This window comes from Mycobacterium sp. SP-6446, from assembly GCF_001954045.1.
Lineage (GTDB): Bacteria > Actinomycetota > Actinomycetes > Mycobacteriales > Mycobacteriaceae > Mycobacterium.
In genome coordinates this window covers 40,729-65,321 of the sequence record NZ_MBEM01000184.1, presented here as the reverse complement: position 1 = coordinate 65,321, position 24,593 = coordinate 40,729, and the positions used below count along the sequence as shown (strand labels likewise).

Annotated in this window: 23 protein-coding genes; 6 read left to right on the top strand and 17 right to left on the bottom strand. The window is 67.2% G+C overall.

What is annotated here, in order from left to right; genetic code table 11:
* Nucleotides 1-4 precede the first annotated feature (4 nt).
* A complete protein-coding gene (locus A5736_RS16960; protein ID WP_076247484.1) occupies nt 5-1,369 on the bottom strand; it encodes a 3-oxoacyl-ACP reductase in 1,365 nt (454 codons plus the stop codon).
* Nucleotides 1,370-1,517: 148 nt separating this feature from the next.
* Between A5736_RS16960 and A5736_RS16955 the strand changes: the two genes are divergently transcribed.
* Nucleotides 1,518-2,834, top strand: coding sequence for an acetyl-CoA C-acetyltransferase (locus tag A5736_RS16955; protein ID WP_076247482.1), 1,317 nt, complete (start codon nt 1,518-1,520; stop codon nt 2,832-2,834).
* 320 nt (nt 2,835-3,154) lie between these two features.
* Here the strand turns inward: A5736_RS16955 and A5736_RS16950 are convergent, their stop codons facing one another.
* Nucleotides 3,155-4,990: an acyl-CoA dehydrogenase gene (locus A5736_RS16950; RefSeq protein WP_076247480.1), complete on the bottom strand. Its 1,836-nt coding sequence runs from the start codon at nt 4,988-4,990 to the stop codon at nt 3,155-3,157.
* A 190-nt stretch (nt 4,991-5,180) separates the two neighbouring features.
* On the opposite strand from A5736_RS16950, the gene A5736_RS16945 reads away from it, so the two are divergent.
* The gene (locus A5736_RS16945) at nt 5,181-6,206 is read left to right on the top strand and encodes an isopenicillin N synthase family oxygenase (RefSeq protein ID WP_076247478.1); all 1,026 of its coding nucleotides are present in this window, start codon (nt 5,181-5,183) and stop codon (nt 6,204-6,206) included.
* A 39-nt stretch (nt 6,207-6,245) separates the two neighbouring features.
* A complete protein-coding gene (locus A5736_RS16940; protein ID WP_076247477.1) occupies nt 6,246-6,734 on the top strand; it encodes a flavin reductase family protein in 489 nt (162 codons plus the stop codon).
* 6 nt (nt 6,735-6,740) lie between these two features.
* Here A5736_RS16940 and A5736_RS16935 read toward each other — a convergent pair whose 3' ends face one another.
* The 4 genes from A5736_RS16935 to A5736_RS16920 all read right to left on the bottom strand — a co-directional run bounded on the left by A5736_RS16935 (nt 6,741) and on the right by A5736_RS16920 (nt 10,656).
* Entirely contained in the window at nt 6,741-7,487 is a 747-nt protein-coding gene (locus A5736_RS16935; RefSeq protein ID WP_076247475.1) for a succinate dehydrogenase/fumarate reductase iron-sulfur subunit, read from the bottom strand.
* Complete coding sequence (locus A5736_RS16930; protein ID WP_076247473.1) at nt 7,484-9,403, bottom strand: fumarate reductase/succinate dehydrogenase flavoprotein subunit; 1,920 nt, start codon at nt 9,401-9,403, stop codon at nt 7,484-7,486. The genes A5736_RS16935 and A5736_RS16930 overlap by 4 nt, the downstream gene beginning before the upstream one ends.
* 47 nt (nt 9,404-9,450) lie before the next feature.
* A complete protein-coding gene (locus A5736_RS16925; protein ID WP_076123649.1) occupies nt 9,451-10,272 on the bottom strand; it encodes a hypothetical protein in 822 nt (273 codons plus the stop codon).
* 78 nt (nt 10,273-10,350) lie between these two features.
* A complete protein-coding gene (locus tag A5736_RS16920) occupies nt 10,351-10,656 on the bottom strand; it encodes a hypothetical protein (protein ID WP_076123650.1) in 306 nt (101 codons plus the stop codon).
* Nucleotides 10,657-10,768: 112 nt separating this feature from the next.
* Here A5736_RS16920 and A5736_RS16915 point away from each other — a divergent pair, with 112 nt between their 5' ends.
* Nucleotides 10,769-11,530 (top strand): isocitrate lyase/phosphoenolpyruvate mutase family protein, encoded by a 762-nt coding sequence (locus tag A5736_RS16915; RefSeq protein ID WP_076247471.1) that lies wholly within the window; start codon nt 10,769-10,771, stop codon nt 11,528-11,530.
* 106 nt (nt 11,531-11,636) lie between these two features.
* Here A5736_RS16915 and A5736_RS16910 read toward each other — a convergent pair whose 3' ends face one another.
* A complete protein-coding gene (locus tag A5736_RS16910) occupies nt 11,637-12,077 on the bottom strand; it encodes an Hsp20/alpha crystallin family protein (RefSeq protein WP_076247470.1) in 441 nt (146 codons plus the stop codon).
* Between the two features lie 214 nt (nt 12,078-12,291).
* Between A5736_RS16910 and nirB the strand changes: the two genes are divergently transcribed.
* The gene (gene nirB, locus A5736_RS16905; protein ID WP_076247468.1) at nt 12,292-14,859 is read left to right on the top strand and encodes a nitrite reductase large subunit NirB; all 2,568 of its coding nucleotides are present in this window, start codon (nt 12,292-12,294) and stop codon (nt 14,857-14,859) included.
* Between the two features lie 13 nt (nt 14,860-14,872).
* The gene (nirD, locus tag A5736_RS16900; protein ID WP_076247466.1) at nt 14,873-15,229 is read left to right on the top strand and encodes a nitrite reductase small subunit NirD; all 357 of its coding nucleotides are present in this window, start codon (nt 14,873-14,875) and stop codon (nt 15,227-15,229) included.
* 4 nt (nt 15,230-15,233) lie between these two features.
* Here nirD and A5736_RS16895 read toward each other — a convergent pair whose 3' ends face one another.
* From A5736_RS16895 to A5736_RS16850, 10 genes are all read right to left on the bottom strand, one after another.
* A complete protein-coding gene (locus tag A5736_RS16895; protein WP_076058296.1) occupies nt 15,234-15,683 on the bottom strand; it encodes a hypothetical protein in 450 nt (149 codons plus the stop codon).
* A gap of 31 nt (nt 15,684-15,714) precedes the next feature.
* The gene (locus A5736_RS16890; protein ID WP_076247465.1) at nt 15,715-16,473 is read right to left on the bottom strand and encodes a sirohydrochlorin chelatase; all 759 of its coding nucleotides are present in this window, start codon (nt 16,471-16,473) and stop codon (nt 15,715-15,717) included.
* Nucleotides 16,470-17,615, bottom strand: coding sequence for a uroporphyrinogen-III synthase (locus A5736_RS16885; RefSeq protein WP_076123656.1), 1,146 nt, complete (start codon nt 17,613-17,615; stop codon nt 16,470-16,472). Before A5736_RS16885 ends, A5736_RS16890 begins: the two co-directional genes overlap by 4 nt.
* 77 nt (nt 17,616-17,692) lie before the next feature.
* Complete coding sequence (locus tag A5736_RS16880; RefSeq protein WP_076247499.1) at nt 17,693-19,090, bottom strand: NarK/NasA family nitrate transporter; 1,398 nt, start codon at nt 19,088-19,090, stop codon at nt 17,693-17,695.
* Between the two features lie 262 nt (nt 19,091-19,352).
* Complete coding sequence (locus A5736_RS16875) at nt 19,353-19,898, bottom strand: GNAT family N-acetyltransferase (RefSeq protein WP_076123657.1); 546 nt, start codon at nt 19,896-19,898, stop codon at nt 19,353-19,355.
* A 35-nt stretch (nt 19,899-19,933) separates the two neighbouring features.
* Nucleotides 19,934-20,848 carry a 5-oxoprolinase/urea amidolyase family protein gene (locus tag A5736_RS16870; protein ID WP_254848395.1) on the bottom strand — a complete coding sequence of 305 codons (915 nt, stop codon included), beginning with the start codon at nt 20,846-20,848 and terminating at the stop codon, nt 19,934-19,936.
* Between the two features lie 29 nt (nt 20,849-20,877).
* Nucleotides 20,878-21,552, bottom strand: a complete 675-nt coding sequence (locus tag A5736_RS16865; RefSeq protein WP_076247461.1) for an allophanate hydrolase subunit 1 — start codon at nt 21,550-21,552, stop codon at nt 20,878-20,880.
* Nucleotides 21,553-21,651: 99 nt separating this feature from the next.
* Nucleotides 21,652-22,641, bottom strand: a complete 990-nt coding sequence (locus A5736_RS16860) for an ABC transporter substrate-binding protein (RefSeq protein WP_076247460.1) — start codon at nt 22,639-22,641, stop codon at nt 21,652-21,654.
* Between the two features lie 56 nt (nt 22,642-22,697).
* Nucleotides 22,698-23,282, bottom strand: coding sequence for a TetR family transcriptional regulator (locus A5736_RS16855; protein WP_076123661.1), 585 nt, complete (start codon nt 23,280-23,282; stop codon nt 22,698-22,700).
* Nucleotides 23,269-24,570: a DNA polymerase domain-containing protein gene (locus tag A5736_RS16850; RefSeq protein WP_076247458.1), complete on the bottom strand. Its 1,302-nt coding sequence runs from the start codon at nt 24,568-24,570 to the stop codon at nt 23,269-23,271. Before A5736_RS16850 ends, A5736_RS16855 begins: the two co-directional genes overlap by 14 nt.
* Nucleotides 24,571-24,593: the final 23 nt, after the last annotated feature.

Here is a 24,593-nt window from a genome sequence, read left to right as displayed (position 1 = left end):
GAACCTATGCGCCCAGCATCGCCTGGCCGCAGACCCGAATCACGTTGCCGGTCACCGCGTTTGACGCCGGGCTGGCGAAGTAGGCGATGGTCTCGGCGACGTCGACGGGCTGGCCGCCCTGCAGCAGCGAGTTCATCCGGCGGCCCACCTCGCGGGTGGCCAGCGGGATGGCGGCCGTCATCTGGGTTTCGATGAATCCCGGTGCGACGGCGTTGATAGTGATGCCCTTGTCGTAGAGTCCCGGAGCCAGCGCCTGGGTGAGCCCGATCATCCCGGCCTTGGTGGTGGCGTAGTTCGTCTGCCCGCGGTTGCCGGCGATGCCGGCCATCGATGACAGGCCGACTACCCGACCCCCTTCGCCGATGCTGCCGTTGCCGACCAGTCCTTCGGTAAGCCGTTGCGGGGCAAGAAGATTGACGGCCAGGACCGCATCCCAGCGGGCATCGTCCATGTTGGCCAACAGTTTGTCTCGGGTGATTCCGGCGTTGTTGACCAGGACGTCGGCGTGCCCGGCGTAGTGGTCGCGCAGGTGCTCGGTGATCTTGTCGACCGCGTCGTCGGCGGTGACGTCGAGCCACAGCGCGGTGCCCCCGACGCGGCTGGCGGTTTCGGCAAGGGCCTCGGCGGCGGACTCCACGTCGATCGCGACGACGCGGGCGCCGTCGCGGGCGAACACCTCGGCAATGCAGGCGCCGATCCCGCGGGCCGCGCCGGTGACGATCGCGACCTTGCCGTCCAGCGGCCGGTCCCAGTCAGCCGGCGGCGTGGAGTCGGCCGCGCCGATGTAGAAGACCTGCCCGTCGACGTACGCCGACTTGGCCGACAGCAGGAACCGCAGCGTGGATTCCAGGCCCGTCGCGGCCGGCTTGGCGTCCGGCGACAGGTACACCAGCGCGACCGTCGTTCCGTTGCGCACCTCCTTGCCCAGCGAGCGGGTGAAGCCCTCCAGGGCGCGCTGCGCGATCCGCTCGTCGGTGCTTCCCGCCAGGTCGGGCGTGGTGCCGACGACTACGACGCGCGCGCAGTGACCCAGGTTGCGCAGCAGCGGGGTGAAGAAGTCGTGCAGCGCCTTGAGTCCGGCCGGCGTGGTGATTCCGGTGGCGTCGAAAACCAGCCCGCCGAACTGGTCGGCCCAGCGGCCGCCCAGGTTGTTGCCAACCAGGTCGTAGTCCCTTTCCAGCGCCGCACGCGCCGGCTCGACCACCCTGCCCGCACCCCCGATCAGCAGGGCGCCGGCCAACGGCGGATCACCGGCGGAGTACCGGCGCAGGGTCTCGGGTTGCGGGACGCCGAGTTGCTTCGCCACAAACGATCCGGGTCCGGAATTGACAATCTGCGAGAACAGATCGGACGAACGATTGGGAGCCACTGAGCTGCCTTCCGCTTTCTTTCTAGGTCGACCTGTGCCGTCTAGGCCAACGGTATCGAGGACGAACTTACTGCAGAGTAAGGAGAGTAAGAACAGTGGGTAGGATGGCCCTAAATGGCCGACCCCAAACTGATAACCGGAGATAAACGTGGCCTCTGCAAGCTCTGAATCCAAGCCCGCCAGGCGGAAAGTCGCCGTGCTGGGCGGCAATCGCATCCCGTTCGCGAGATCGGACGGCGCCTACGCCGAGGCGTCCAACCAGGACATGTTCACCGCCGCCCTGGGTGGGCTGGTGGACCGGTTCGGGCTGGGCGGCCAGCGGCTGGGCGTGGTGGTCGGCGGCGCGGTGCTCAAGCACAGCCGCGACTTCAACCTGACCCGCGAATGCGTGCTTGGTTCCGAGCTGTCGTCGTATACCCCCGCGTTCGATATCCAACAGGCCTGCGGTACCGGCCTGCAGGCGGCGATCGCCGACGCCGACGGCATCGCGGCGGGCCGATACGACGTCGCCGCCGCGGGTGGCGTGGACACCACCTCCGACCCGCCGATCGGCCTGGGCGACAACCTGCGTCGCACTCTGCTGAAGTTGCGCCGGTCCAAGTCCAATGTCCAGCGGCTGAAGCTGGTGGGCACGCTGCCGGCCACCCTGGGCATCGAAATCCCCGCCAACAGCGAGCCGCGCACCGGGCTGTCGATGGGCGAGCACGCCGCCATCACCGCCAAGCAAATGGGGATCAAGCGCGTCGACCAGGACGAGCTCGCGGTCGCCAGCCATCGCAAAATGTCCGACGCCTACGACCGCGGTTTCTTCGACGACCTCGTCACGCCGTTTCTCGGGTTGTACCGCGACGACAACCTGCGGCCCGAGGCCAACGTCGAGAAGCTGGCCACGCTGCGGCCGGTTTTCGGGGTCAAGGCCGGAGACGCGACGATGACGGCGGGCAATTCGACCCCGCTGACCGACGGCGCCTCGGTGGCCCTGCTGGCCAGCGAACAGTGGGCCGAGGAACATTCGTTGGCGCCGCTGGCCTATCTGGTGGACGCCGAGACCGCCGCCGTCGACTACGTCAACGGGCGCGACGGCCTGCTGATGGCCCCGACGTACGCGGTGCCGCGGCTGCTGGCGAGAAACGGTCTCAGCCTGCAGGACTTCGACTTCTACGAAATCCATGAGGCGTTCGCCTCGGTGGTGCTGACGCATCTGGGCGCGTGGGAGTCCGAGGAGTACTGCAAGGAGCGGCTGGGCCTCGACGCCGCGCTGGGGTCAATCGATCGCTCCAAGCTCAATGTCAACGGCTCGTCGCTGGCCGCGGGCCACCCGTTCGCGGCCACGGGTGGGCGGATTCTCGCGCAGGCGGCCAAGCAGCTCGCCGAGAAGAAGGCGGACGGCGGCGGGCCGGCAAGGGCGCTGATTTCGATCTGTGCGGCCGGCGGCCAGGGCGTGGCCGCGATTCTGGAGGCCTGACCGCTCCTAAACCCGGCGCCGGGCTCTAGCGCGGCTGCCAGGGCAAATGATTTTGGTCACAGTCGATTAGTAACGCAATCGCCTGGGTATCCGATGTGCCGGATAACCCCGTGTTGTGGTCTGACCCCCCGACCCCGACGGCAACACGGGGTATCCCATAGGCGACCGCCGGTCAGAGACGCACGACGGGCGTACGAAATGGGCCGCCGCTGGAGTGAGGGGATCCAGCGGCGGCCTTTTTCGTGCGCCCCGAACAAACCACCCCCAAACGCAAGATCCCCCGCTTCGCTGTGGAAACGGGGGACCTTGTATGAAGCGACCTAGAAGGCTGCCTCGTCGAGCTCCATGATGTCGTTGTCCAGCGTCTCGATCACCTCGCGGGTGCTGGCCAACAGCGGCAGGAAGTTCTTCGCGAAGAACGCGGCCACCGCGATCTTGCCCTCGTAGAAGGACCGGTCGGCACCGCTGGCGCCGGCGTCGAGCGCGGCCAGGGCCACCGCGGCGTGCCGCTGCAGCAACCAGCCGATGATCAGGTCACCGACGCTCATCAGGAACCGCACCGAGCCCAGGCCCACCTTGTAGAGGCTGGTGACGTCCTCCTGGGCGGCCATCAGGTAGCCGGTGAGGCTGGCCGCCATGGCCTGGACATCGGCCAGGGCCTTGCCGAGGAGCTCGCGCTCGGTCTTCAGCCGGCCGTTGCCGGACTCGCTGTCGACGAACTTCTGGATCTCGGCCGACACGTGGGCCAGCGCCACACCCTTGTCGCGGACGATCTTGCGGAAGAAGAAGTCCTGCGCCTGGATGGCGGTGGTGCCCTCGTAGAGGGAGTCGATCTTGGCGTCGCGGATGTACTGCTCGATCGGGTAGTCCTGCAGGAAGCCGGACCCACCGAACGTCTGCAGGCTCTCGGTCAGCTTCGCGTAGGCCTGCTCGGAGCCGACGCCCTTGACGACCGGCAGCATCAGATCGTTGATCTTGACGGCCAGGTCGGCGTCCACGCCGTGCAGCGCCTCGGCGACCGCCGCGTCCTGGAACGTCGCGGTGTAGAGGTACAGCGCGCGCAGACCCTCGGCGTAGGCCTTCTGGGTCATCAGCGACCGGCGCACGTCGGGGTGGTGCGTGATGGTCACGCGCGGCGCGGTCTTGTCGGTCATCTGGGTCAGATCCGCGCCCTGCACGCGCGACTTGGCGTACTCCAGCGCGTTGAGGTAACCGGTCGACAGGGTGGCAATCGCCTTGGTGCCCACCATCATCCGGGCCTGCTCGATGACCTCGAACATCTGCGCGATGCCGTTGTGCACCTCGCCGACCAGCCAGCCCTTGGCGGGCACGTCGTGCTGCCCCAGCGACAGTTCACAGGTCGCCGAAACCTTCAGACCCATCTTGTGCTCGACGTTGGTGACGAACACGCCGTTACGCTCGCCGATCTCACCGGTCTCGAAGTCGAACAGGAACTTGGGCACAAAGAACAGCGACAGGCCCTTGGTGCCGGGACCGGCGCCCTCGGGGCGGGCCAGCACCAGGTGGAAGATGTTTTCGAAGAGGTCGCCGGAGTCACCCGAGGTGATGAAGCGCTTGACGCCCTCGATGTGCCAGGAGCCGTCCTCTTGCTGTATTGCCTTGGTCCGTCCGGCGCCCACATCCGAACCGGCGTCCGGCTCGGTGAGCACCATCGTGGAGCCCCAGCCACGCTCGGCGGCGATCACGGCCCACTTCTTCTGCTCCTCGGTGCCGAGGTGGTACAGGATCTGGGCGAAACCCGCGCCGCCGGCGTACATCCACACCGCCGGGTTGGCGCCCAGCAGGTGCTCGTGCAGCGCCCACAGCAGCGGCTTGGGCAGCGGGGTGCCGCCGAGGGCCTCGTCGAGGCCGACCTTGTCCCAACCGGCTTCCAGAACCGCGTGGACTGACTTCTTGAAGGATTCCGGAAGCGTCACGGAGTGCGTAGCGGGGTCGAACACCGGCGGGTTTCGGTCACCCTCGACGAACGACTCCGCGATGGGCCCCTCGGCCAGCCGGCTGATCTCGTTGAGCATTTCCTGGGCGGTTTCGGCGTCAATGTCGCCGTACTCGCCTTGGCCTAATGCCTTGTCAACGCCCAACACTTCGAACAGGTTGAATACCTGGTCACGGACGTTGCTCTTGTAGTGGCTCACTACGTTCCTCCTCGTTGAGAATGCCACTTGTGGTTGGGTACTAGGTCTAAGTTACCCACCAGTAACACAGCCAAACTATAGCGGTTGGGCGGCCCGATGCAAGCGAGTGTGAGCTAGATTTCATCATCTAATTAACCAACTGGTTGGGAAGCGTTGCGGTGGCCCTTCTACCTGCGGTTATGGTGGACTGATGACCAGTGTGGGACGCGCCACGGCGGTGCCCGTGGTGGACCTGCGACACACTTCCGGCCAAGTCCGCAGCAGCCTCCGCGAGGCCGCCCACGAGGTGGGGTTCTGCTATCTGCTCGGCCATGGCGTGCCGCAGACGCTGACGCGCCGGGTACTCGACGCCGCCCGCAAGCTGTTCGCCCTGCCGCAGGCCGACAAGGACGCCGTGGCGATGGTGCGCAGCCCCCATTTCCGCGGCTACACCCGGCTGGGCGGCGAGCTGACCCGCGGCGAGGTGGACTGGCGCGAGCAGATCGACATCGGGCCGGAACGCCCGTCGATCGGAGGACCGGGGAAGCCGGACTACCTGTGGTTGCAGGGCCCGAACCAGTGGCCCGCCGGGCTGCCCGAGTTGCCCGGGATCGTCGACGAGTGGGACGCCGCACTGTCCTCGGTCGCGCGCACGCTGCTCCGGCACTGGGCGGCCTCGCTGGGCAGCCAGCCGGACGCGTTCGACGCGGCCTTCGCCGAAACGCCGGCCACGCTGATCAAGATCATTCGGTATCCGGCCCGGGCGTCCAGCCCGCAGGGCGTGGGTGCGCACCGAGACGCCGGGGTGCTGACGCTGCTGCTGGCCGAGCCGGGCAGCGCGGGCTTGCAGGTGCGGCGCGGGCGGGGGACACACCCCGACGACGGCTGGGTCGACGTGCCACCGCTCGAGGGTGCGTTCATCGTCAACATCGGCGAGCTACTCGAGGTCGCCACGGGCGGCTACCTGCGCGCCACCGAGCACCGGGTCAGTCTGCGCGGGGCGGCGGCCGAGCGGATCTCGGTGCCGTTCTTCTTCAATCCGCGACTCGATGCGCAGATACCGGTGTTGTCGCTACCCCCCGAACTCGCGGCGCGCACCGACGCGCGCTGGTCCCCGACCGCGGACCCGACGGATCCGATCTTCGCTGTTTACGGCCGCAACGCCTGGAAGAGCAGGCTGCGGGCGCACCCGGATGTGGCTGACGCGCACGGATACTCGTCCAGTAGGGTCGGATAGGAGAAATCCGTCGTCGGCTCAAGGGGCGAATCAACACCGGTGAACTCAACGAAGAAGCTGACCCCGTCCTCACTTCGTGAGGCCTTCGGGCATTTTCCGTCCGGTGTCGTGGCCATTGCCGCCGAGATCAACGGAACCCGGGAAGGGCTGGCGGCCAGTACCTTTGTCCCCGTCTCGCTGGAACCGCCACTGGTGTCGTTCTGTGTGCAGAACACGTCGACGACGTGGCCCAAGCTCAAGGACCTGCCGAGGTTGGGCATCAGCGTGCTCGGTGAAGCCCATGACGAGGCCGCGCGTGCCTTGGCCGCCAAGACCGGCGACAGGTTCGCGGGACTGGAGACGGTGTCCACCACCACCGGCGCGGTCTTCATCAAGGGCACCGGCCTATGGCTGGAGAGCGCGATCGAGCAGATGATCCCGGCCGGGGATCACACCATTGTGGTGCTTCGCGTCAGCGAGGTGACGGTGGATGCCGCGGTGGCGCCGATTGTGTTCCACCGCAGCGGATTCCGGCGTCTCGGCGCCTGACACCGCTCAGCGGCGAAACAGCTTGTTGCCCAACCACACCACTGGGTCGTACTTGCGGTCGACGACGCGTTCCTTCATCGGGATCAGCGCGTTGTCGGTGATCTTGATGTTTTCCGGGCACACCTCGGTGCAGCACTTGGTGATGTTGCAGTAGCCCAAACCGTGCTCCTGCTGCGCGTCGTTGCGGCGGTCCCGGGTGTCCAGCGGATGCATTTCCAGCTCGGCGATCCGCATCAAGAAGCGCGGCCCGGCGAACGCCTCCTTGTTTTCTTCGTGGTCGCGGACCACGTGGCAGACGTTCTGGCACAGAAAGCATTCGATGCACTTGCGGAATTCCTGCGAGCGCTGCACGTCGACTTGCGCCATCCGGTACTCGCCGGGCTGCAGTTCCTTGGGTGGCGCGAAAGACGGGATCTCGCGGGCCTTTTCGTAGTTGAACGAGACATCGGCGACAAGATCACGAATCACCGGGAAGGTCCGCAGCGGCGTGACGGTCACGACCTCGTCCTCGGCGAACGTGGACATCCGGGTCATGCACATCAGCCGCGGCTTGCCGTTGATCTCCGCGGAGCAGGAACCGCACTTGCCCGCCTTGCAATTCCACCGCACCGCGAGGTCGGGTGTCTGGGTCTGCTGCAGGCGATGGATGATGTCGAGCACCACCTCGCCCTCGTTGACCTCAACCGTGAAGTCCTGCAGCTCGCCGCCGGCCTCGTCGCCGCGCCACACCTGCATGGTCGCGTTGTAGGTCATTCGCCTCTCCGTCCTGGGTGCTCGGCCAGCTCGTCGTCGGTGAAGTACTTCTCCAGCTCGGAGATCTCGAAGAGCTCCAGCAGATCGGCCCGCATCGGAACCTGGTCTTCGCGGGTGATCTCGATGTCGGGAATCACCGCATCCCCGCCAGCCGCGCGGCAGACCAGCAACACCTTGCGCCAGGACGCGTCCATCGACGGGTGGTCGTCGCGGGTGTGCCCGCCGCGGCTCTCGGTGCGCGCCAGTGCGGCCTTCGCGACGCACTCGCTGACCAGCAACATGTTGCGCAGGTCGATGGCCAGATTCCAGCCCGGGTTGTACTGGCGGTGGCCTTCCACGTGCAGGTTCTTGAACCGCTCGCGAAGCTTGGCGAGCCGCTCGAGCGCCTGGGAGATTTCGTTCTCCTTGCGGATGATGCCCACCAGGTCGTTCATCGACTGCTGCAGTTCGAGCTGCAGCGTGTAGGGGTTCTCGGCGGCGGCGCCATTCGTCGGTCCCGCGAACGGGGCCAGCGCCCTTTTCGCGGCCGCCTCGATCGCCTCGTCGGAGACGGCCGGGCGGCTGCTGAGCGCCCGCGCGTAGTCAGCGGCGCCGAGGCCAGCGCGGCGGCCGAACACCAGCAAGTCCGACAGCGAGTTACCGCCCAGCCGGTTGGAGCCGTGCATGCCGCCGGAGCACTCGCCGGCGGCGAACAGCCCGGGGACCGTGGCCGCACCGGTGTCGGCGTCGACCTCGACACCGCCCATCACGTAGTGACAGGTCGGCCCGACTTCCATTGCCTCCTTGGTGATGTCGACCCCGGCCAGCTCCTTGAACTGGTGATACATCGACGGCAGCCGTCGCTTGATCTCCTCGGGCGTGAGCCGGGATGCGATGTCGAGGTAGACCCCGCCATGCGGGGTGCCGCGGCCGGCTTTGACCTCCGAGTTGATCGCGCGCGCGACCTCGTCGCGGGGCAACAGATCGGGGGTACGACGGGCCGAGTCGTTGTCCTTGAGCCACTGGTCGGCCTCTTGCTCGGTTTCGGCGTACTGGCCCTTGAACACCGGCGGGATGTATTCGAACATGAACCGCTTGCCGTCGGAGCTCTTCAGCACGCCGCCGTCACCGCGGACGCCTTCGGTGACCAGGATCCCCTTCACACTCGGCGGCCACACCATGCCCGTCGGGTGGAATTGCACGAACTCCATGTTGATCAGCGACGCGCCGGCCCGGAGCGCCAGCGCATGGCCGTCACCGGTGTACTCCCAGGAGTTCGAGGTCACCTTGAACGACTTGCCGATTCCGCCGGTGGCCAGCACCACGGCCGGGGCCTCGAACACGACGAACCGCCCGCTTTCGCGCCAGTAACCGAAGGCCCCGGAGATCACGTCGCCGTCTTTGAGTAGCTCGGTGATCGTGCACTCGGCGAACACCTTGATCCGCGCCTCGTAGTCACCGAGTTCGGCGTAATCCTCCTGCTGCAGCGAGACGATCTTCTGCTGCATCGTGCGGATCAGCTCGAGGCCGGTGCGGTCGCCGACGTGTGCCAGCCGGGGGTAGGTGTGGCCGCCGAAGTTGCGCTGGCTGATCTTTCCGTCCTTCGTGCGGTCGAACAGCGCGCCGTAGGTCTCCAGCTCCCAGACCCGGTCGGGTGCCTCCTTGGCGTGCAGCTCTGCCATCCGCCAGTTGTTGAGGAACTTCCCGCCGCGCATGGTGTCGCCGAAGTGGGTCTTCCAATTGTCCTTGGGATTGGTGTTGCCCATGGACGCCGCGCAGCCACCCTCGGCCATCACGGTGTGGGCCTTGCCGAACAGGGATTTGCTCACCACCGCGACCTTGAGGCCACGCTCGCGCGCCTCGATGACCGCGCGCAGACCCGCGCCGCCGGCACCAATGACGACGACGTCGTAGTTGTGCCGCTCGACCTCAGTCATGAAACCTCGCTCAGCTTTTCTAATCTAGTAATCGGCGAATTGGCTTATCAGCCAACAAATCTCAAGTCGGTGATGGTGCCGCTGGCCACCAGCATGATGTAGAAGTCGGTGAGCGCCAGCGTCCCCAGCGTGATCCATGCGAATTGCATGTGCCGGGTGTTCAGCTTGCTGACCTGTGTCCAGATCCAGTACCGCACCGGGTGTTTGGAGAAATGCTTGAGCCGCCCGCCGGTGACGTGCCGGCACGAATGGCAGGACACGGTGTAGGCCCAGAGCAGCAGCACGTTGGTCACCAGAATGACGTTGCCCAAACCGAATCCGAATCCGGAGGGGGAGTGGAACGCCATGATCGCGTCGTAGGTGTTGATCAACGAGACCACCAGCGCGACATAGAAGAAGTAGCGGTGGCTGTTCTGAATGATCAGCGGGAGCCGGGTCTCACCGGTGTAGTGGGCCCGCGGTTCGGGCACCGCGCATGCCGTGGGCGACTGCCACACCGAGCGGTAGTAGGCCTTCCGGTAGTAGTAGCAGGTGATCCGGAACCCGAGGAGGAACGGTAATACCAGCATTCCCAACGGAATCCACCACGGGAAATGGCCGAACCAGACGCCCAGATGGCTGGCACCCGGCTCGCAGGACGCGCTGACGCACGGCGAGTAGAACGGCGTCAGGTAGTGGTATTTGTCCACCCAATAGCTATTGCCCCAGAAAGCGCGGGTGGTCGCGTAGAGGATGAACGCCAACAGACCGAGGTTGGTCACCAGCGGCGGCTGCCACCAGCGGTCGGTGCGAAGTGTCCTTTCGGGCAATTGCGCGCGGGTGGCTGAGAAAACGCCGGACGCAGGACGGTTCGCCGTTGGTGCGCTCATCTAGTGTTCCTCTTCGAACGGGCTGTCTGGTCGAAGGGTACACAGAGAGAGCCCTCCCTTTTACGGGGGGCTTGGTTGTCAGGACCTGCTGTGACCCCCGACACCCTCGTCGTCGACATCGCGCCAGAAGTCGGTGTCGTACTGGGTGTCGGGAATGGTGATCTTCTCGCCGGACTGCTGCACCGTGGCGCGAGCCAAATCCAATTCGGAGACGTCGGTATCGAGCAGTTCGATGTCGGACAGGATCCGGTCGGCGTCGATCACGATGCGGCGCAGCGCCGGGCTGTCGCCATAGCGCGCCTTCAGGGAGCTGACGCACCGCCGCAAACCGCCGATGAGGTCGTGCAGTTCGGCGAGTTCGGTGGTGTCAGCGGGGCTCGACAACGGATCTCCTAGGGCAGAAGGGTGTTACGGATCACAGTACGCTCCCGATACTATCCACCCCACCGACCGCGCGTGAGGCAGGTCACTCCGCACGCCCCAGGGGGCAAACACCATGACAGGTCAGACCGCACTGGTGCGCCGCGCCGCAGCGCTGCTCGAACTGCATCGGCCGGGCGACCCGGTCATCCTTCCGACGGTGTGGGACGCCTGGTCGGCGCGCCTCGCCACGGACGCCGGATTCGTCGCGCTGACCGTGGGCAGCCATCCGCTCGCGGACTCGATCGGCAAACCCGACGGCGAGGGCATGTCGTTCGACGACGTCCTGGCCCGGGTCGCCCAGATCACCGCGGCCGTCGACGCCCCGGTATCGGTGGACATCGAGTCCGGCTACGGCCAGCCGGCCGGGCGGCTGATCGAGGGCCTGCTCAGCGTGGGCGCCGTCGGACTGAACATCGAGGACACCGTGCACTCCGAGGGCAAGCGGCTGCGGTCCGCCGCCGAGCACGCCGAACTGGTGGGTGCGCTGCGGTCGGCCGCCGACGCGGCCGGCGTCCATATGGTGATCAACGCCCGCACCGATCTCTTCCTGCGCAAGGACGGCGACGACGCCGACCGCGTCGACCGGGCCGTGGCACGGCTGACCGAGGCCGCCGCCGCGGGTGCCGATGTCCTCTACCCGGTGGGGCGTCACGACCCGGAGACGTTGCGGCGCTTGGCCACCGAGTTGCCGCTGCCGATCAACGCGATCGCGCTGCCCGACCAGGATGACCCGGCGTCATTCGGCCCGCCGGGCGTCGGCCGGATCAGCTTCGGCCCGTTCCTGCAGGCCGCGCTCGCGGGCCGGGCGCGCGAGTTGCTCGCCCGCTGGGGTTGACCCGGCAACGGAAACCGTTGTCGATCAAACGTTTTGGTGTTCTCCGGAAACGGTGAATCCGGCGAAGCCGTTGCGGCCCCGCCGGATTCACTCTTGATTGCCGGAATTACTTGCTGATCGCGATGCGCTGCGGCTGGGCCCCCGCGTAGGCGCCGGTGACCCGGACCGTCAGCACGCCGGCGTCATACGAAGCCGCGACGGCCTCGCTGGTGACGTGGCCGGGCAGCCGGAACGACCGGCGGAACGAACCGTAACGAATCTCACGCAACGTGCGGCCGTTCTCCTCCTCGGAGCGCTCGTCACGGTGTTCGCCATGGATGACCAAGTGGCCATTCTCCACCTCGACGTTGACGTCCTTCTCGACGTCGACACCGGGCAGTTCCAGACGCACCACCGCGTCGTTGCCCTCCTTGACGATCTCCGCAGCGGGTGTAAAGCCACTGGTTACCGGCTTGAACCAGTCCGCCGTCGCGGCGGGACCGAAAAAGTCACGCAGCCACCGGTCGGTGTCCCAGGCCGGTCGCGACCACAATGCGAGGTTACTCATGTCCGTCTCCTTGAGCTCTGTTGTGAGTTTGCTGTGACCGGCGCCTTGCCGGCCGGCTACTAGTACAAACTTGAGTCGGTCACGCTAAAGTTCCACCTGGCCGTTCACCGTGAGAGAACACATTCACAACGGCGCGCGTGAGGTGTGAGGTGGCCGTCATACGAGTGTCACATTGAGCGACGTTTCCTTAATTTCTCGCTTCTACTCTCTTGGCATGGCTTCCGTCGGAACCCCGTCCGCACCCTGTGCCGCGCGCCACATCATCGTGGTCGGGCACGGCATGGTGGGGCACCGCTTCGTCGAGGCGCTCCGCGCCCGCGACGCCGACGGGTCTTGGCGGGTTACGGTTTTGGCCGAGGAGGCCGATGCGGCCTACGACCGTGTCGGCCTGACGTCGTACACCGAAAGCTGGGACCGCGGCCTGCTGGCCCTGCCCGGTAACGACTACTCCGGCGACGAGCGGGTGCGCCTGTTGCTGAACACGCGCGTGACCGAAATCGACCGCGCGACAAAGTCGGTGATCACCGCGGACGGCCAACGGCACAGCTACGACGCCCTGGTGCTGGCCACCGGCTCGTTCGCCTTCGTGCCGCCGGTGCCGGGTCACGACCTGCCCGCGTGCCACGTCTACCGCACCCTCGACGACCTCGACGCCATCCGCGCCGGCGCCGAGCGCGCCCGTGACTGCGCTCACAACCTGGCCGGCGTTGTGATCGGCGGCGGCCTGCTGGGACTCGAGGCCGCGAATGCGCTGCGCCAGTTCGGGTTGCAGACACACGTCATCGAGATGATGCCGCGACTGATGGCTCAACAGATCGACGAGGCCGGTGGCGCGCTGCTGGCCCGGATGATCACCGAGCTTGGGATCGCGGTACACGTCGGCACGGGCACCGACTCGATCGAAGACATCCAGCATCCGGACGGCTCGACCTCGGTGCGGGTACGCCTGAGCGACGGCGACGTCATCGACGCTGGCGTGGTGATCTTCGCGGCCGGCATCCGGCCCCGCGACGAGTTGGCCAGGGCCGCCGGGCTGACGATCGCCGAGCGGGGCGGCGTGATGACCGATTTGTCTTGCCAGACAAGCGATCCCGACATATACGCCATCGGTGAGGTCGCCGCGATCGAGGGGCGCTGCTACGGCCTGGTGGGCCCCGGCTACACCTCCGCCGAGGTTGTGGTGGACCGGCTGCTGGACGGCGCCGCGGAGTTTCCCGATGCGGACCTGTCGACCAAGCTCAAGCTGCTGGGTGTCGACGTCGCCAGCTTCGGTGACGCCATGGGGACGACCGAGAACTGCCTCGAGGTCGCCATCAACGACGCGGTGAATCAGACGTACGCCAAACTGGTGCTCTCCGACGACGCCAAAACCCTGCTGGGCGGGGTGCTGGTGGGCGATGCCTCGTCGTACGGCGTGTTGCGGCCGATGGTCGGTAGCGAGCTGCCCGGGGACCCGCTGGCACTGATCGCCCCGGCGCAATCCGCCGGGGGCGCTTCGGCTTTGGGGGTCGGGGCGCTGCCGGACGCGGCGCAGATCTGCTCGTGCAACAACGTCACCAAGGGCGAGCTGAAGTGCGCGATCGCCGACGGCTGCGCCGATGTTCCGTCGCTGAAGTCGTGCACCGCGGCCGGCACCTCGTGCGGGTCGTGCGTGCCGCTGCTCAAGCAGCTGTTGGAAGCCGAGGGCGTGGAACAGTCCAAGGCGCTGTGCGAACACTTCAGCCAGTCGCGTGCCGAACTTTTCGAGATCATCTCCGCCACCGAGATCAGGACCTTCTCGGGCCTGCTGGAGCGCTTCGGTCGCGGAAAGGGTTGCGACATCTGCAAGCCCGTGGTCGCGTCCATCCTCGCTTCGACCGGCTCCGAGCACATCCTCGATGGCGAGCAGGCGTCGCTGCAAGATTCGAACGACCACTTCCTGGCCAACATTCAGAAGAACGGTAGCTACTCGGTGGTGCCGCGGGTCCCCGGCGGCGACATCAAGCCCGAGCATCTGATCCTGATCGGCCAGATCGCCCAGGACTTCGGGCTCTACACCAAGATCACCGGCGGCCAGCGGATCGATCTGTTCGGCGCGCGGGTAGATCAGCTGCCGCAGATCTGGAAGCGGCTCGTCGACGGCGGCATGGAATCCGGCCACGCCTACGGCAAGGCGCTGCGCACGGTGAAGAGTTGCGTGGGCAGCGACTGGTGCCGTTACGGGCAGCAGGATTCGGTGCAGCTGGCCATCGACCTCGAGCTGCGCTACCGGGGCCTGCGGGCGCCGCACAAGATCAAGCTCGGCGTCTCGGGTTGCGCGCGCGAGTGTGCCGAGGCGCGCAGCAAGGACGTCGGCGTCATCGCGACCGAGCAGGGGTGGAACCTTTACGTCGCCGGCAACGGCGGCATGACTCCCAGGCATGCGCAGCTGCTGGCCAGCGACCTCGACACCGAGACGCTAGTCCGCTACATCGACCGGTTCTTGATGTACTACATCCGCACCGCCGACCGGCTGCAGCGCACCGCGCCCTGGGTCGAATCGCTCGAAGGCGGGCTCGATCACGTGCGCGAGGTCGTGTGCGACGACTCGCTGGGACTCGCCGAGGAATTCGAAGCCGCGATGGCGCGGCACGTGCAGAACTACAAGTGCGAATGGAAAGGCGTGCTGGAGGACCCGGACAAGATGTCGCGGTTCGTGTCCTTCGTCAACGCCCCAGACGCCGTCGACTCGACGGTGGCGTTTACCGAGCGCGCCGGTCGCAAAGTACCAGTGCCTATTGGGATGCCGCGGGTCCGCGGGTGACGAGGGAGGAACTATGACACTTCTCAACGACATTCAGGTGTGGACCATCGCCTGCGCCTACGACCACCTCATTCCGGGTCGCGGTGTCGGCGTGCTGCTCGACGACGGCTCGCAGGTGGCGCTGTTCCGGCTGGACGACGGATCAGTGCACGCGGTCGGCAACGTCGACCCGTTCTCCGGCGCGGCGGTGATCTCGCGCGGCATCGTCGGGGACCGCGGTGGCCGCGCCACCGTCCAATCACCCATCCTCAAGCAGGCTTTCGCGCTCGAGGACGGCATTTGCCTGGACGACCCGGAGGTCTCGGTGCCGGTGTACCCGGTGCGCGTCACGGACGATCGCCTCATCGAGGTCGCGCGCGTAACCCCCTGATCGATTAGTCGATATCCCCGACTAGGTAGCGCTGCATCGTCGGCCCGATCGCGTCAACGAGCGCGTCCACCGACATCGAGTGCAGCGGCTCGGATCGGACGCCGTAGCGCAGGATGCCCAGGCCGACCAGCTGGGACGCGCACAGCGACGCCCGCACGGCGACCTTGTCGGCGCCCAGGATTTTCAGCAGCGGTCCGAAAACCGGGCCGATGAACATGCCTTGGACGATTTCGGCGGTCTTGGCCATGCCGGTCGACGCGACCGCGCTCGCAGCGAACGGGCCGCCGCCGGCGGCATCCCAGGTCGTGATCAGCATGTGCAGCGTTCGGCGGCCCACCTGATTGGCCCCGCCGGTGACGATCCGATCGATGAACTCCGGTGTGCCAAACGGCAAACGCAGCATCTTGGCGACCGGGTCAAGGAGCCCACGCGACGGCTCTTCGCGACGGGACATGGTGCCAGGATCACCCGTCAGCAAGCAAAGATCAAGCGTTGCGAGCCTCGGCGCGCCTCGGGTGCAAGGCTTTGTGCTCCACGGATTTCGACCTCAGCCGCGGCCGTTGGCTCGGGTGCGGCACGGCCCTACGGAATCGGTTCGCGATCAACCGCGCCAGGCCGGGATGGGTGCCGAGCGGTCGGCTGACGACGTCGGCGCCGCAATCACGGAGCCGTTGCTGAAACAGCCCGTCGGCCAACAAGTACGAGGCGACCGCGATCCGACGGGCGCCGTCGCGGCGAGCGTGCTCGACCGCCTCATGCACATAGGGACCGCCGGTGGCCGCGAAGCCCAGCGTCACCCGTGATCCGGTGAGCGCCGACAACAATGTCGCGGTGGTGTGCAGGTCCGCGCGCGCCCGGGAATCGGAGGTGCCCGCCGCACCGAGGATCACGGAATCGCCGGGACGCCAACCCGATTCCATCAGCTGGTAAAAGACAATCCGCGCGATCTCGCCGCTCGGCCCCAGCGCCGGGGTGACGACGACGTTGGAATGCCCGCTGGCCGTCACGTGGGCGGGCAGATCGGTGCGCACGTGATATCCGCGAGACAAAAACGCCGGCACCACAATGGCGCGCCGTCCATCTGTGGCCTGCGAGAGCACCTCGCTGGGCGTGGGCCCCAACACGTCGACGAACGCCACCTGCACCGTCCGGTCCAGCAGCGTACTCACTTGCGCCGCAAGGTCTCCGATCATCGCGACGCCGCCCGGTGCGCGGGTGCCGTGTGCGGTCAGTATCAGGTTCATGCCAGTCCAGCCGGTTCGTCGACGGCGAGCCGGTAGCCGCGCTTGACCACCGTCGCGACAATGTTCCTGTCGCCCAGGGCGGTCCGCAACCGCAGCACCGCCGTGTCCACGGCGTGCGGGTCGTTGCTGGTGCCGGGCAGCACCCGTAACAGGTCGTCGCGGGCGACGACATCACCCGGCCGTTGCGCCAGCGCACGAAGGATCGCCATCCCGGACCCCGACAGCGATTTGACCGAACCGTCCACCAGAGCGCAGGTTCCCCGGATATCCACGCGGTGACCGGCGGCCTTCACGTTGCATGAGCCCAGCAGCGGCAGCTCTTCGGCGATGTGGCGGGCCAAGGCCCCCAACCGCATTCGCTCGGGGGACGACGTCGGGACGCCCTGTCGCATCAGCGGCTGGGAGGTCACCGGGCCCACGCACATCGCGTGCACGTCGGTGCGCAGGGCCTTCAGCAGTTGGTCCTCGATGTCCAAGTCGCGGCTGCGCTCCAGCACCGCCGCCGCGGCCGGCGCCGACGTGAACGCGACGGCATCGAATTGCCGTCGCGCAAGCTCGGTGACCAGCTGGTCGAACTCGCCGCCCAACGGCGTCGGTTTCCACCGGTACACCCGGATGGGCACCACTTCCGCGCCCGCCGAACGCAATCCGCCGACAAATTCCGGGAACGGATCCCAGGCGTCGGCCGCGCCGTGCAGTTGGACCGCCACCCGCATGCCCGAGATGTCGGATTCGAGCAGGTATTTCAGCAACTCGGTGGAGGATTCGGATTTCGGCGACCATTCCTCGTGCAGCCCGGCGGCGCGCAGCGCACCGGTCGCCTTCGGTCCGCGCGCCACGATCCGGGCCGACGTCAGCGCCTCGACGAGCTGATGGCCCAGCCCCCACCCCTCGGCGGCGGCCAGCCAGCCGCGCATGCCGATGCCGGTGTGCGCGACCAGAATGTCGGGTGGCTTGGCGATCAACGCCTCGGTGTTGCCGTGTAATTCATCGTCGTCGGGCAGTGCGATCATGTTGATCGCGGGCGCGCTGAAGACCTCGGCTCCGTTGCGGCGCAGCAGCGCGGACAGCTCCTCGGCGCGGCGCGCGGACGTCACCGCGATGCGATAGCCGGTCAGTGGCGCAGAGGGCTGCTGGGCCATATCAACTGTGTATGCCTAGGACGTTTCCGCCGCGTTACCGCACAATTTCTGACGCATTGCCCTCGCTGCGACCACCGTCACACCCGTGCCGGCTCGGCGTCGAGCGCCGCTCCGCCGACGCTCTGCGCGCTGACCGGCCGGCGAACATAGGTGGTCCACGTCAGGATCGCGGCCACCACATAGGACGCGAGGAACAACCAATACGCCGACGTTTCGGTGCCGCTGCGGAGGTAGGACTCGCGCAGCGCCAAGTTGATCCCGACGCCGCCGAGCGCGCCGACCGCGGCGCACCAACCGATCAGCGATCCCGACATCGCGCGCGACCAGTGCCGGCGTTGTGCCTCGCCGGCGTCGAGCGAGCGACTGCGCGCCTCGAAGACCGACGGGATCATCTTGAACACCGAGCCATTGCCCATCCCCGACAGGATGAACAGCACGACGAAGCCGACGACATAGCCGATCATCGCGAAGGGACCGCCGCGGCCGCTGCGGTCGTCGAGCGTACTGATGGTGACCAGCAACCCGGCGCCCAGGATCATGCCGGCGAGGACGCCGAGGGTGACCCGGCTGCCGCCGAACCGGTCGGCCAGCCTCCCGCCGTAAATCCGCGCCAGCGATCCCAGCAGCGGTCCGACGAAAGCGATCTGCGCGGCGTGCAGCGATGCGTGCGACGCGCTTTCGCCGCCGGCGACGAAGTTGACCTGCAGTACCTGGCCGAACGCGAAGGCGAACCCGATCCAGGAGCCGAAGGTGCAGATGTAGAGCAGCGAGATCACATAGGTGTCGCGTTCGAAGAGGACCGAGCGCATGGTGTGCACCTCGATGCCGTGGTCGAGGTTGTCCATCCACAGCGCGGCCGCGATGCCGACGATCGCGAGCAGGACCAGATACGCCGCGCACACGATGTACGGCGCTTGGTGACCGGCCGTGGCGAGCACCAGCAGGCCGACCAGTTGGATCACCGCGACGCCGAGGTTGCCGACGCCGGCATTGATCGCGAGCGCGGCGCCCTTGAGGCGCTGGGGGTAGAAGGCGTTGACGTTGGCCAGCGAGGCCGCGTAGTTGCCGCCGCCCAGCCCGGTCAGCGCGGCGCACACGACATAGGGCCACAGCGGCAGGCCGGGATTGGCCAGCAGCACGATGGTGCCGACGGTGGGGATCAGCAGCACGAAAGCGGAAAAGGCCGTCCAGTTGCGGCCACCAAAGGACGCGATGCCCAGGGTGTAAGGGATGCGAGCGCAACCTCCGACCAGCGTCGCGACGGCACCGAGCAACAGCTTGTCGCCCGCGGAAAAGCCATACACGGACGCGGGCATGAACAGCGCCATCACCGACCAGAGCGACCAAATGGAAAACGCGGCGTGGTCACCCGCCATCGTGCACAACAGATTGCGGCGGGCGATTTTGTTGTCGCCCGCCTCCCAGGCCGCGGTGTCTTCGGGATCCCAGTCCGTGATGCGGTGGCTGCGGCCCATGCGGTATTCGCCTTTCGTGGACGGGATTTGGGTTGGCGCGGTAAGGCGGCCGCGTCGTGCGCCGCAGGTTTCGATGCTCACATTCGCGACGGAAACCAGTCAACTCGATTCCGCCGAAATCGCCTGTCAATTGAATCCCAGTTATCTGGTAAATCGCTGAAGGACAAGCGGATTCGCGAACGCTCTATGACGCAGGCCGCGCTGTGGAATTCGGTGTGAGCTGCAATACATTTCGTGCTATAGGGCTTTCGCCGAATAGCAGTTACCACACGTCTCCCGCGCGCCAATCGCACATCAGGTCCGCGGAGGTATCCAGACTGATTCCGACCGGCAGCACGAATATCGTGTCGTCGTCGTCGGGTGTGCGGGTCGGTCCGGCCGGGGCCAGTACCGACGTGGGGCCGCGCCAGGGCAACCAGCCGCGCGCCGCGTAGAGCCCGCGCGCCCGGGTCGACGAACTGAGGGCCCCCACTTGGTACGCGCCGCGGACCACCTGCTCGACGCCATCCAGCAGCGCGTGCACCAGGCCCTGGCCGCGGCAGTCCTCCCGCACCGCGACACCCTCGACGTAGCCGCAGCGCAACGCGGTTCCGCGGTAGAGCAGTCGCCGCTGCACCACCGCGGCGTGCGCGATGATCGCGCCGTGCCGACAGATCAGGGCGTGCATGCCGCCCAGTGCGTGCTCCCAATCGTTTTCGGTGAAGTCGCCGGCGAAGGCGGTGGTGACCATCTGGCAGACGTCTTGCCGAGTCTCGATGTCGAGATCGGCGGTATGGACCAGGCGAGCGGTGTGAACCTGGGCGGTCACACCCCTTGTCTACCAGCCCTGTCCATAGCCTGGTACTACGAGAACTGCCAATCCGCCGAGCTAACCTGCGCCCCGGCCCCGACCGGAATGCGGGGCCGCGCCCAGTGGAACCGCACGTACTGGCCCGGCCGCACCTGGGCGACCTTGTCGACGTCCTCGTCGATCACCACGCCGACGACGGGGTAGCCGCCGGTGACCGGGTGATCGGGTCCCAGGATCACCGGTAAACCGTTGGGCGGCACCTGAATTGCGCCCCGGGTCGCACCCTCGCTGGGCAGCTGGCGATCCGGGTAGCGATACTGCAGCGGGCGGCCCTCCAACCGCATCCCCACCCGGTCGCTGCGGTCCGAGGCCATCCAGATCGTATGCACCAGTGCGTCGGGATCGACGAACCAGTCGTCGCGCGGCCCGGGCACCACCCGCAGTTCCACCAGATGCCGGGTAATCGCCGCCACGGGCGCCTGGTCGAGTTCGGGGTAGTCGTCGGTGTGCTCGCCGATCGGCAGCCGGTCTCCAGCCGCGAGGGGCGACGGGCCGATCGCGGACATCACGTCGTAGCTGCGCGAGCCCAGGACCGGTTCGACACAGATGCCGCCGCGCACGGCCAGATAGGTCCGCAGTCCGGCTCGAGGGGCGCCCAGGGAGATCACCTGACCGTCGCGAACATGCTGAATGCTGTTGGTGCCGAACGTGATTCCGTCGACGGTGGGGTCGGTGTCGGCGCCCGTCACCGCGATGTCGACGTCGCCGCCGCGGACCCGGGCGCACAATCCCCCGAACGTCACCTCCACGGTGGCGCGGTCGTCGGGGTTGGCGACCAGCCGGTTGGCCAGTGTGTGCGAACGGCGGTCGGCGGCCCCGGAGCGTCCGACACCGAGGTGGGCCAGCCCGGCGCGCCCGAGGTCCTGGACGACGGCCAGCGGTCCGGTGCGCAGGATTTCGAGCTGGATGTCTGGATTTGTCACGGCGCCCTCCCTGGTCATGCCGCGCGGAACTGGACCCACATGCCCTGCGTCAGTAACGCCGGATTGGGCCGCTCGAGGTCCCACAGCACCGCGTCGGTGTGGCCGATGAGTTGCCAGCCGCCGGGCGACTGGCGTGGGTATATCGCGCTGAATTCGCCGGCAAGGGCGACCGAACCCGCCGGCACAGAGGTGCGCGGCTCGGAGCGGCGCGGTACCCGCAGGCGTGGATCGCCGTCCACCAGGTACGCGAAACCCGGTGCGAATCCGCTGAATCCGACCCGCCAGAGGGTGCAGGTGTGGGCGTTGATCACCTGTGCGGTGGACAGCCCGGTGTGGCTGGCGACCTCCGCGAGGTCCGGGCCGTCGTAGACGACGTCGATCACCACGTCGGCGCGGCGATCCGCGGGCGCGGTCTCGGTGGCGGTGACCGGCATCTTGCGCAGGCGTCGCCGAATGACCCCTTGGTTACGCGGGCCGTCGAGCTTCACCAGCACGGTGCGCGCGGCCGGGACGATGTCGACCACGCCGGGCAGCGCCGCGGCGCGCAACGCGTCGGCCCACGCCAATACCTCTGCGGTGCTGCCACATTGCACCATCAGAGCTCGGTCGCCGTAGTCGAGTACGGTGTTGCCGACCAGCTCCGTGGGCAGGCCCCGGGAAAGGCCGCTGCTGAGGTCAGTCACGCTCATTACTCGACGGTAACCTCGGAATCCGGGCAGGTCGAGGGAATGCCGGGGGATTTTCGAGCACTGCCAGAGGTGCCTTAGCAAACGCTCAAACAGTGGGATCTAACCCAGGATCTTGCTGATCTGCGGGGGCAGTTGGTCGGCGACCAACGGGTAGCTCAGCGGCGAGGAAAACGCGATCGCCCCGGCCTGGTCCTTGGTGGTGAAGATGTGGCGACTCTGCGCGGTCGCCTGCGAAGCCGCCACCTCGGGGTCGGCGAGTATCGCCTTTTGGTCGTCCGGGCTTTCCGTCGTCCAGATCACCACGTCGGCGGAATTGAGCACCGTCTTGATCTGGTCGCGCGGGATGACGGCGCGATGATCGGTGCCGAACGGTTTGATGCTGTCGGCGATGACGAGGCCCATCTGGTTGAGGAAGTCCGTGCGCCAGCCCGCGGTGGTTGCGACCACCGTGCCCTGAAAAAGCGTGCCCTGCATCAACAATGCCTTCTTGGCCTGCCACTGCGGATACTTCTGGGCGACCGCGACGAACTGTTTGTCGACGGCGTCGATCAGTGACCTCATCTGGTCGGCCTGGAACACCGCCTGCCCGATGGCGGTGGCCTGCTCCTTCCACGGCTCGAAGAACGCGTCGCCGTCCGATTGCGCGATGGTCGGGGCGATCGCCGACAGCTTCTGATAGGTGTCGGCGTCCACCCCGGCGTTGACGGCCACGATCAGATCGGGTTTCAGCCCGGCGATCTGGTCGACCGGAATCCCGTTGTCGAGGTTGAGCACCACCGGATGTGCGTCGCCGAGTTTGGGCTGGGCCCACGGCCACACGGCGAACGGTTGATCGCCGAACCAATTGGTGACCGCGATGGGCACCACGCCCACCGCGAGCAGGTCGTCTTGTTCGGTGTAGCCGGCGCTGACGACGCGCTTGGGTGGCTCTTTGACGACGGTCTGGCCGAACAGGTGGCTGACCGTCACCGATCCGCGGGGAGCGGAACCCGGCGACGGCCTGGGCGACGAGCAACCCGGCGAGACGGCGGCGACCCCGACCGCCGCTGCGGCCCCGGCGAGCCGCAAGAATCCTCGCCGATTCCTCATCGCGTGAGAGTATCGCGTTTCGCCCTCTCACCTGCGGCGCCGCGCGGTTTAGCCGCTCAGCCCAGCGGCATTCCGGCATCCACGAAGTCCATCGCCCGATAGACCGTTTCGGCCGTCTGTGGCGCATTGTCGAAGGCGGCCATCATCGCGCCGGTCAGCGCACCGACGAACACCCGGACCTCGAAATCACTTGCGGGCCGGCCGATTCGGCGGCTTATCGCTTCGGCCATGACGTTGACGGTGCGGTAGTACTCGTCGTACATGGCCGCCTTGAGTTCCGGTATCGAGAACATCAGCCGCTGCCGGGTGTTCTCGAACTCCAGCTGGTCGGCGGGAAGCTGCGCCATGACGTCCTGATAGGCCCGGCGGAACGCCTGGATCAGCGACAGGTCGGGCGGCGCCGACTCGAAGGCCGCCAATATCAGCGGGTCCAGATCGTCGGCCAAGAGCAACGACTCCTTGGAGGGGAAGTACCGGAAGAAGGTGCTGGGCGACACCTCGGCGGCCTCTGCGATCTGCTCGACGGTGGTGGCGGCGTAGCCGTTCTGCTCGATCAGGCGGAACGCCGCGCGCCTGATGGCCTGGCGCGTCTTGATCTTCTTGCGCTCCCGCAGACCCAGGGGCGGCTCAGTCGCCTGCATGAGGCGATTGTCCCGCATCCGCGGCGCCCCGTCTGGAAGCCGGCGGCGTGTAGCCCTCCCAAGGGGAGTAGTCGGCGATCAGGTCTTCCTGCGGCGGGCGCTGGTCGGCCGGCACGTGCTGCAGGTTGATCCGGATCCGGTACCAGATCGAGCTCGGCCCGCGCATCCCGTCGACCAGAACGTCGGCCGGGTGCAGCCGGTCGGCGACGGCGGGGTAGCGGCCGCGCCAGATGTCCAGCGCGGCCATCGCCTCGTCCCGGGTTTTGGTGCGGGCGATCTCGATGAGCGGCTTCGAGGACTGGCGACGGCCGTCGCCGCGCGACGTGCTGCCTTTCGCCCCTCGCGGGGCCTTCTCCGCCGGCCCCAGCTCCTCGGCCAGCATCAGCAACCGATCCAGCTCGCCGACGGCGTCGTCCATGCCCTCCCACGGATCACCGAGGTCGGCCAGCCGGTCCGGCACGGTGGCGATGGTGAACGCCTCGGGCTTACAGCCGGCGACCTCGTCCCAATGCAGCGGCGTCGACACCCGGGCATCGGCGGTGGCCCGCACCGAGTAGGCCGACGCGACCGTGCGGTCCTTGGCGTTCTGGTTGAAGTCGACGAAGACGCCCTCGCGCTCCTCCTTCCACCAGCGGCTCGTCGCCGCCTCGGGCGCCCGGCGCTCCACCTCCCGGGCCACGGTTTGGGCCGCCAGCCGTACGTGACGGAAGCCCCAGCGGGGGGCGATGCGCGCGTAGATGTGAAAGCCGCGCGACCCGGACGTCTTCGGCCACGCCGTCAGCCCGTAGTCCTCCAGCACCTCGCGGGCCACCAGCGCGACGTCGACGATCCGCTGCCAGGGCACCCCGGGCATCGGATCCAGGTCGACCCGCAATTCGTCGGGGTGATCGAGGTCGACGGCTTGCACCGGATGCGGGTTGAGGTCCACGCAGCCCAGATTGATCACCCACGCCAGCCCGGCGGCGTCGTGGATGACGGCCTCCTCGGCGGAGGTGCCCGACGCGTAGCGCAGCTCGGCGACGTCCACCCAGTCCGGCCTGTTCTTGGGCGCACGCTTCTGGAACACCGCCTCTTGCGAGATCCCCTTGACGAAGCGCTTCAGAATCATCGGCCGGCCGGCGACACCGCGCAGCGCCCCGTCGGCGACGGATAGGTAGTAGCGGACCAGGTCGAGCTTGGTGTGGCGGCCCGCGCCGCCGTCGCCGGGGAAGACCACTTTGTCCGGATGGGTGATGGTGACCTCGCGCCCGGCCACGTCGAGTGACACCGGAGCGGTCATGGGGTTCATGGTAATTCCGGGAAAATTTTCTC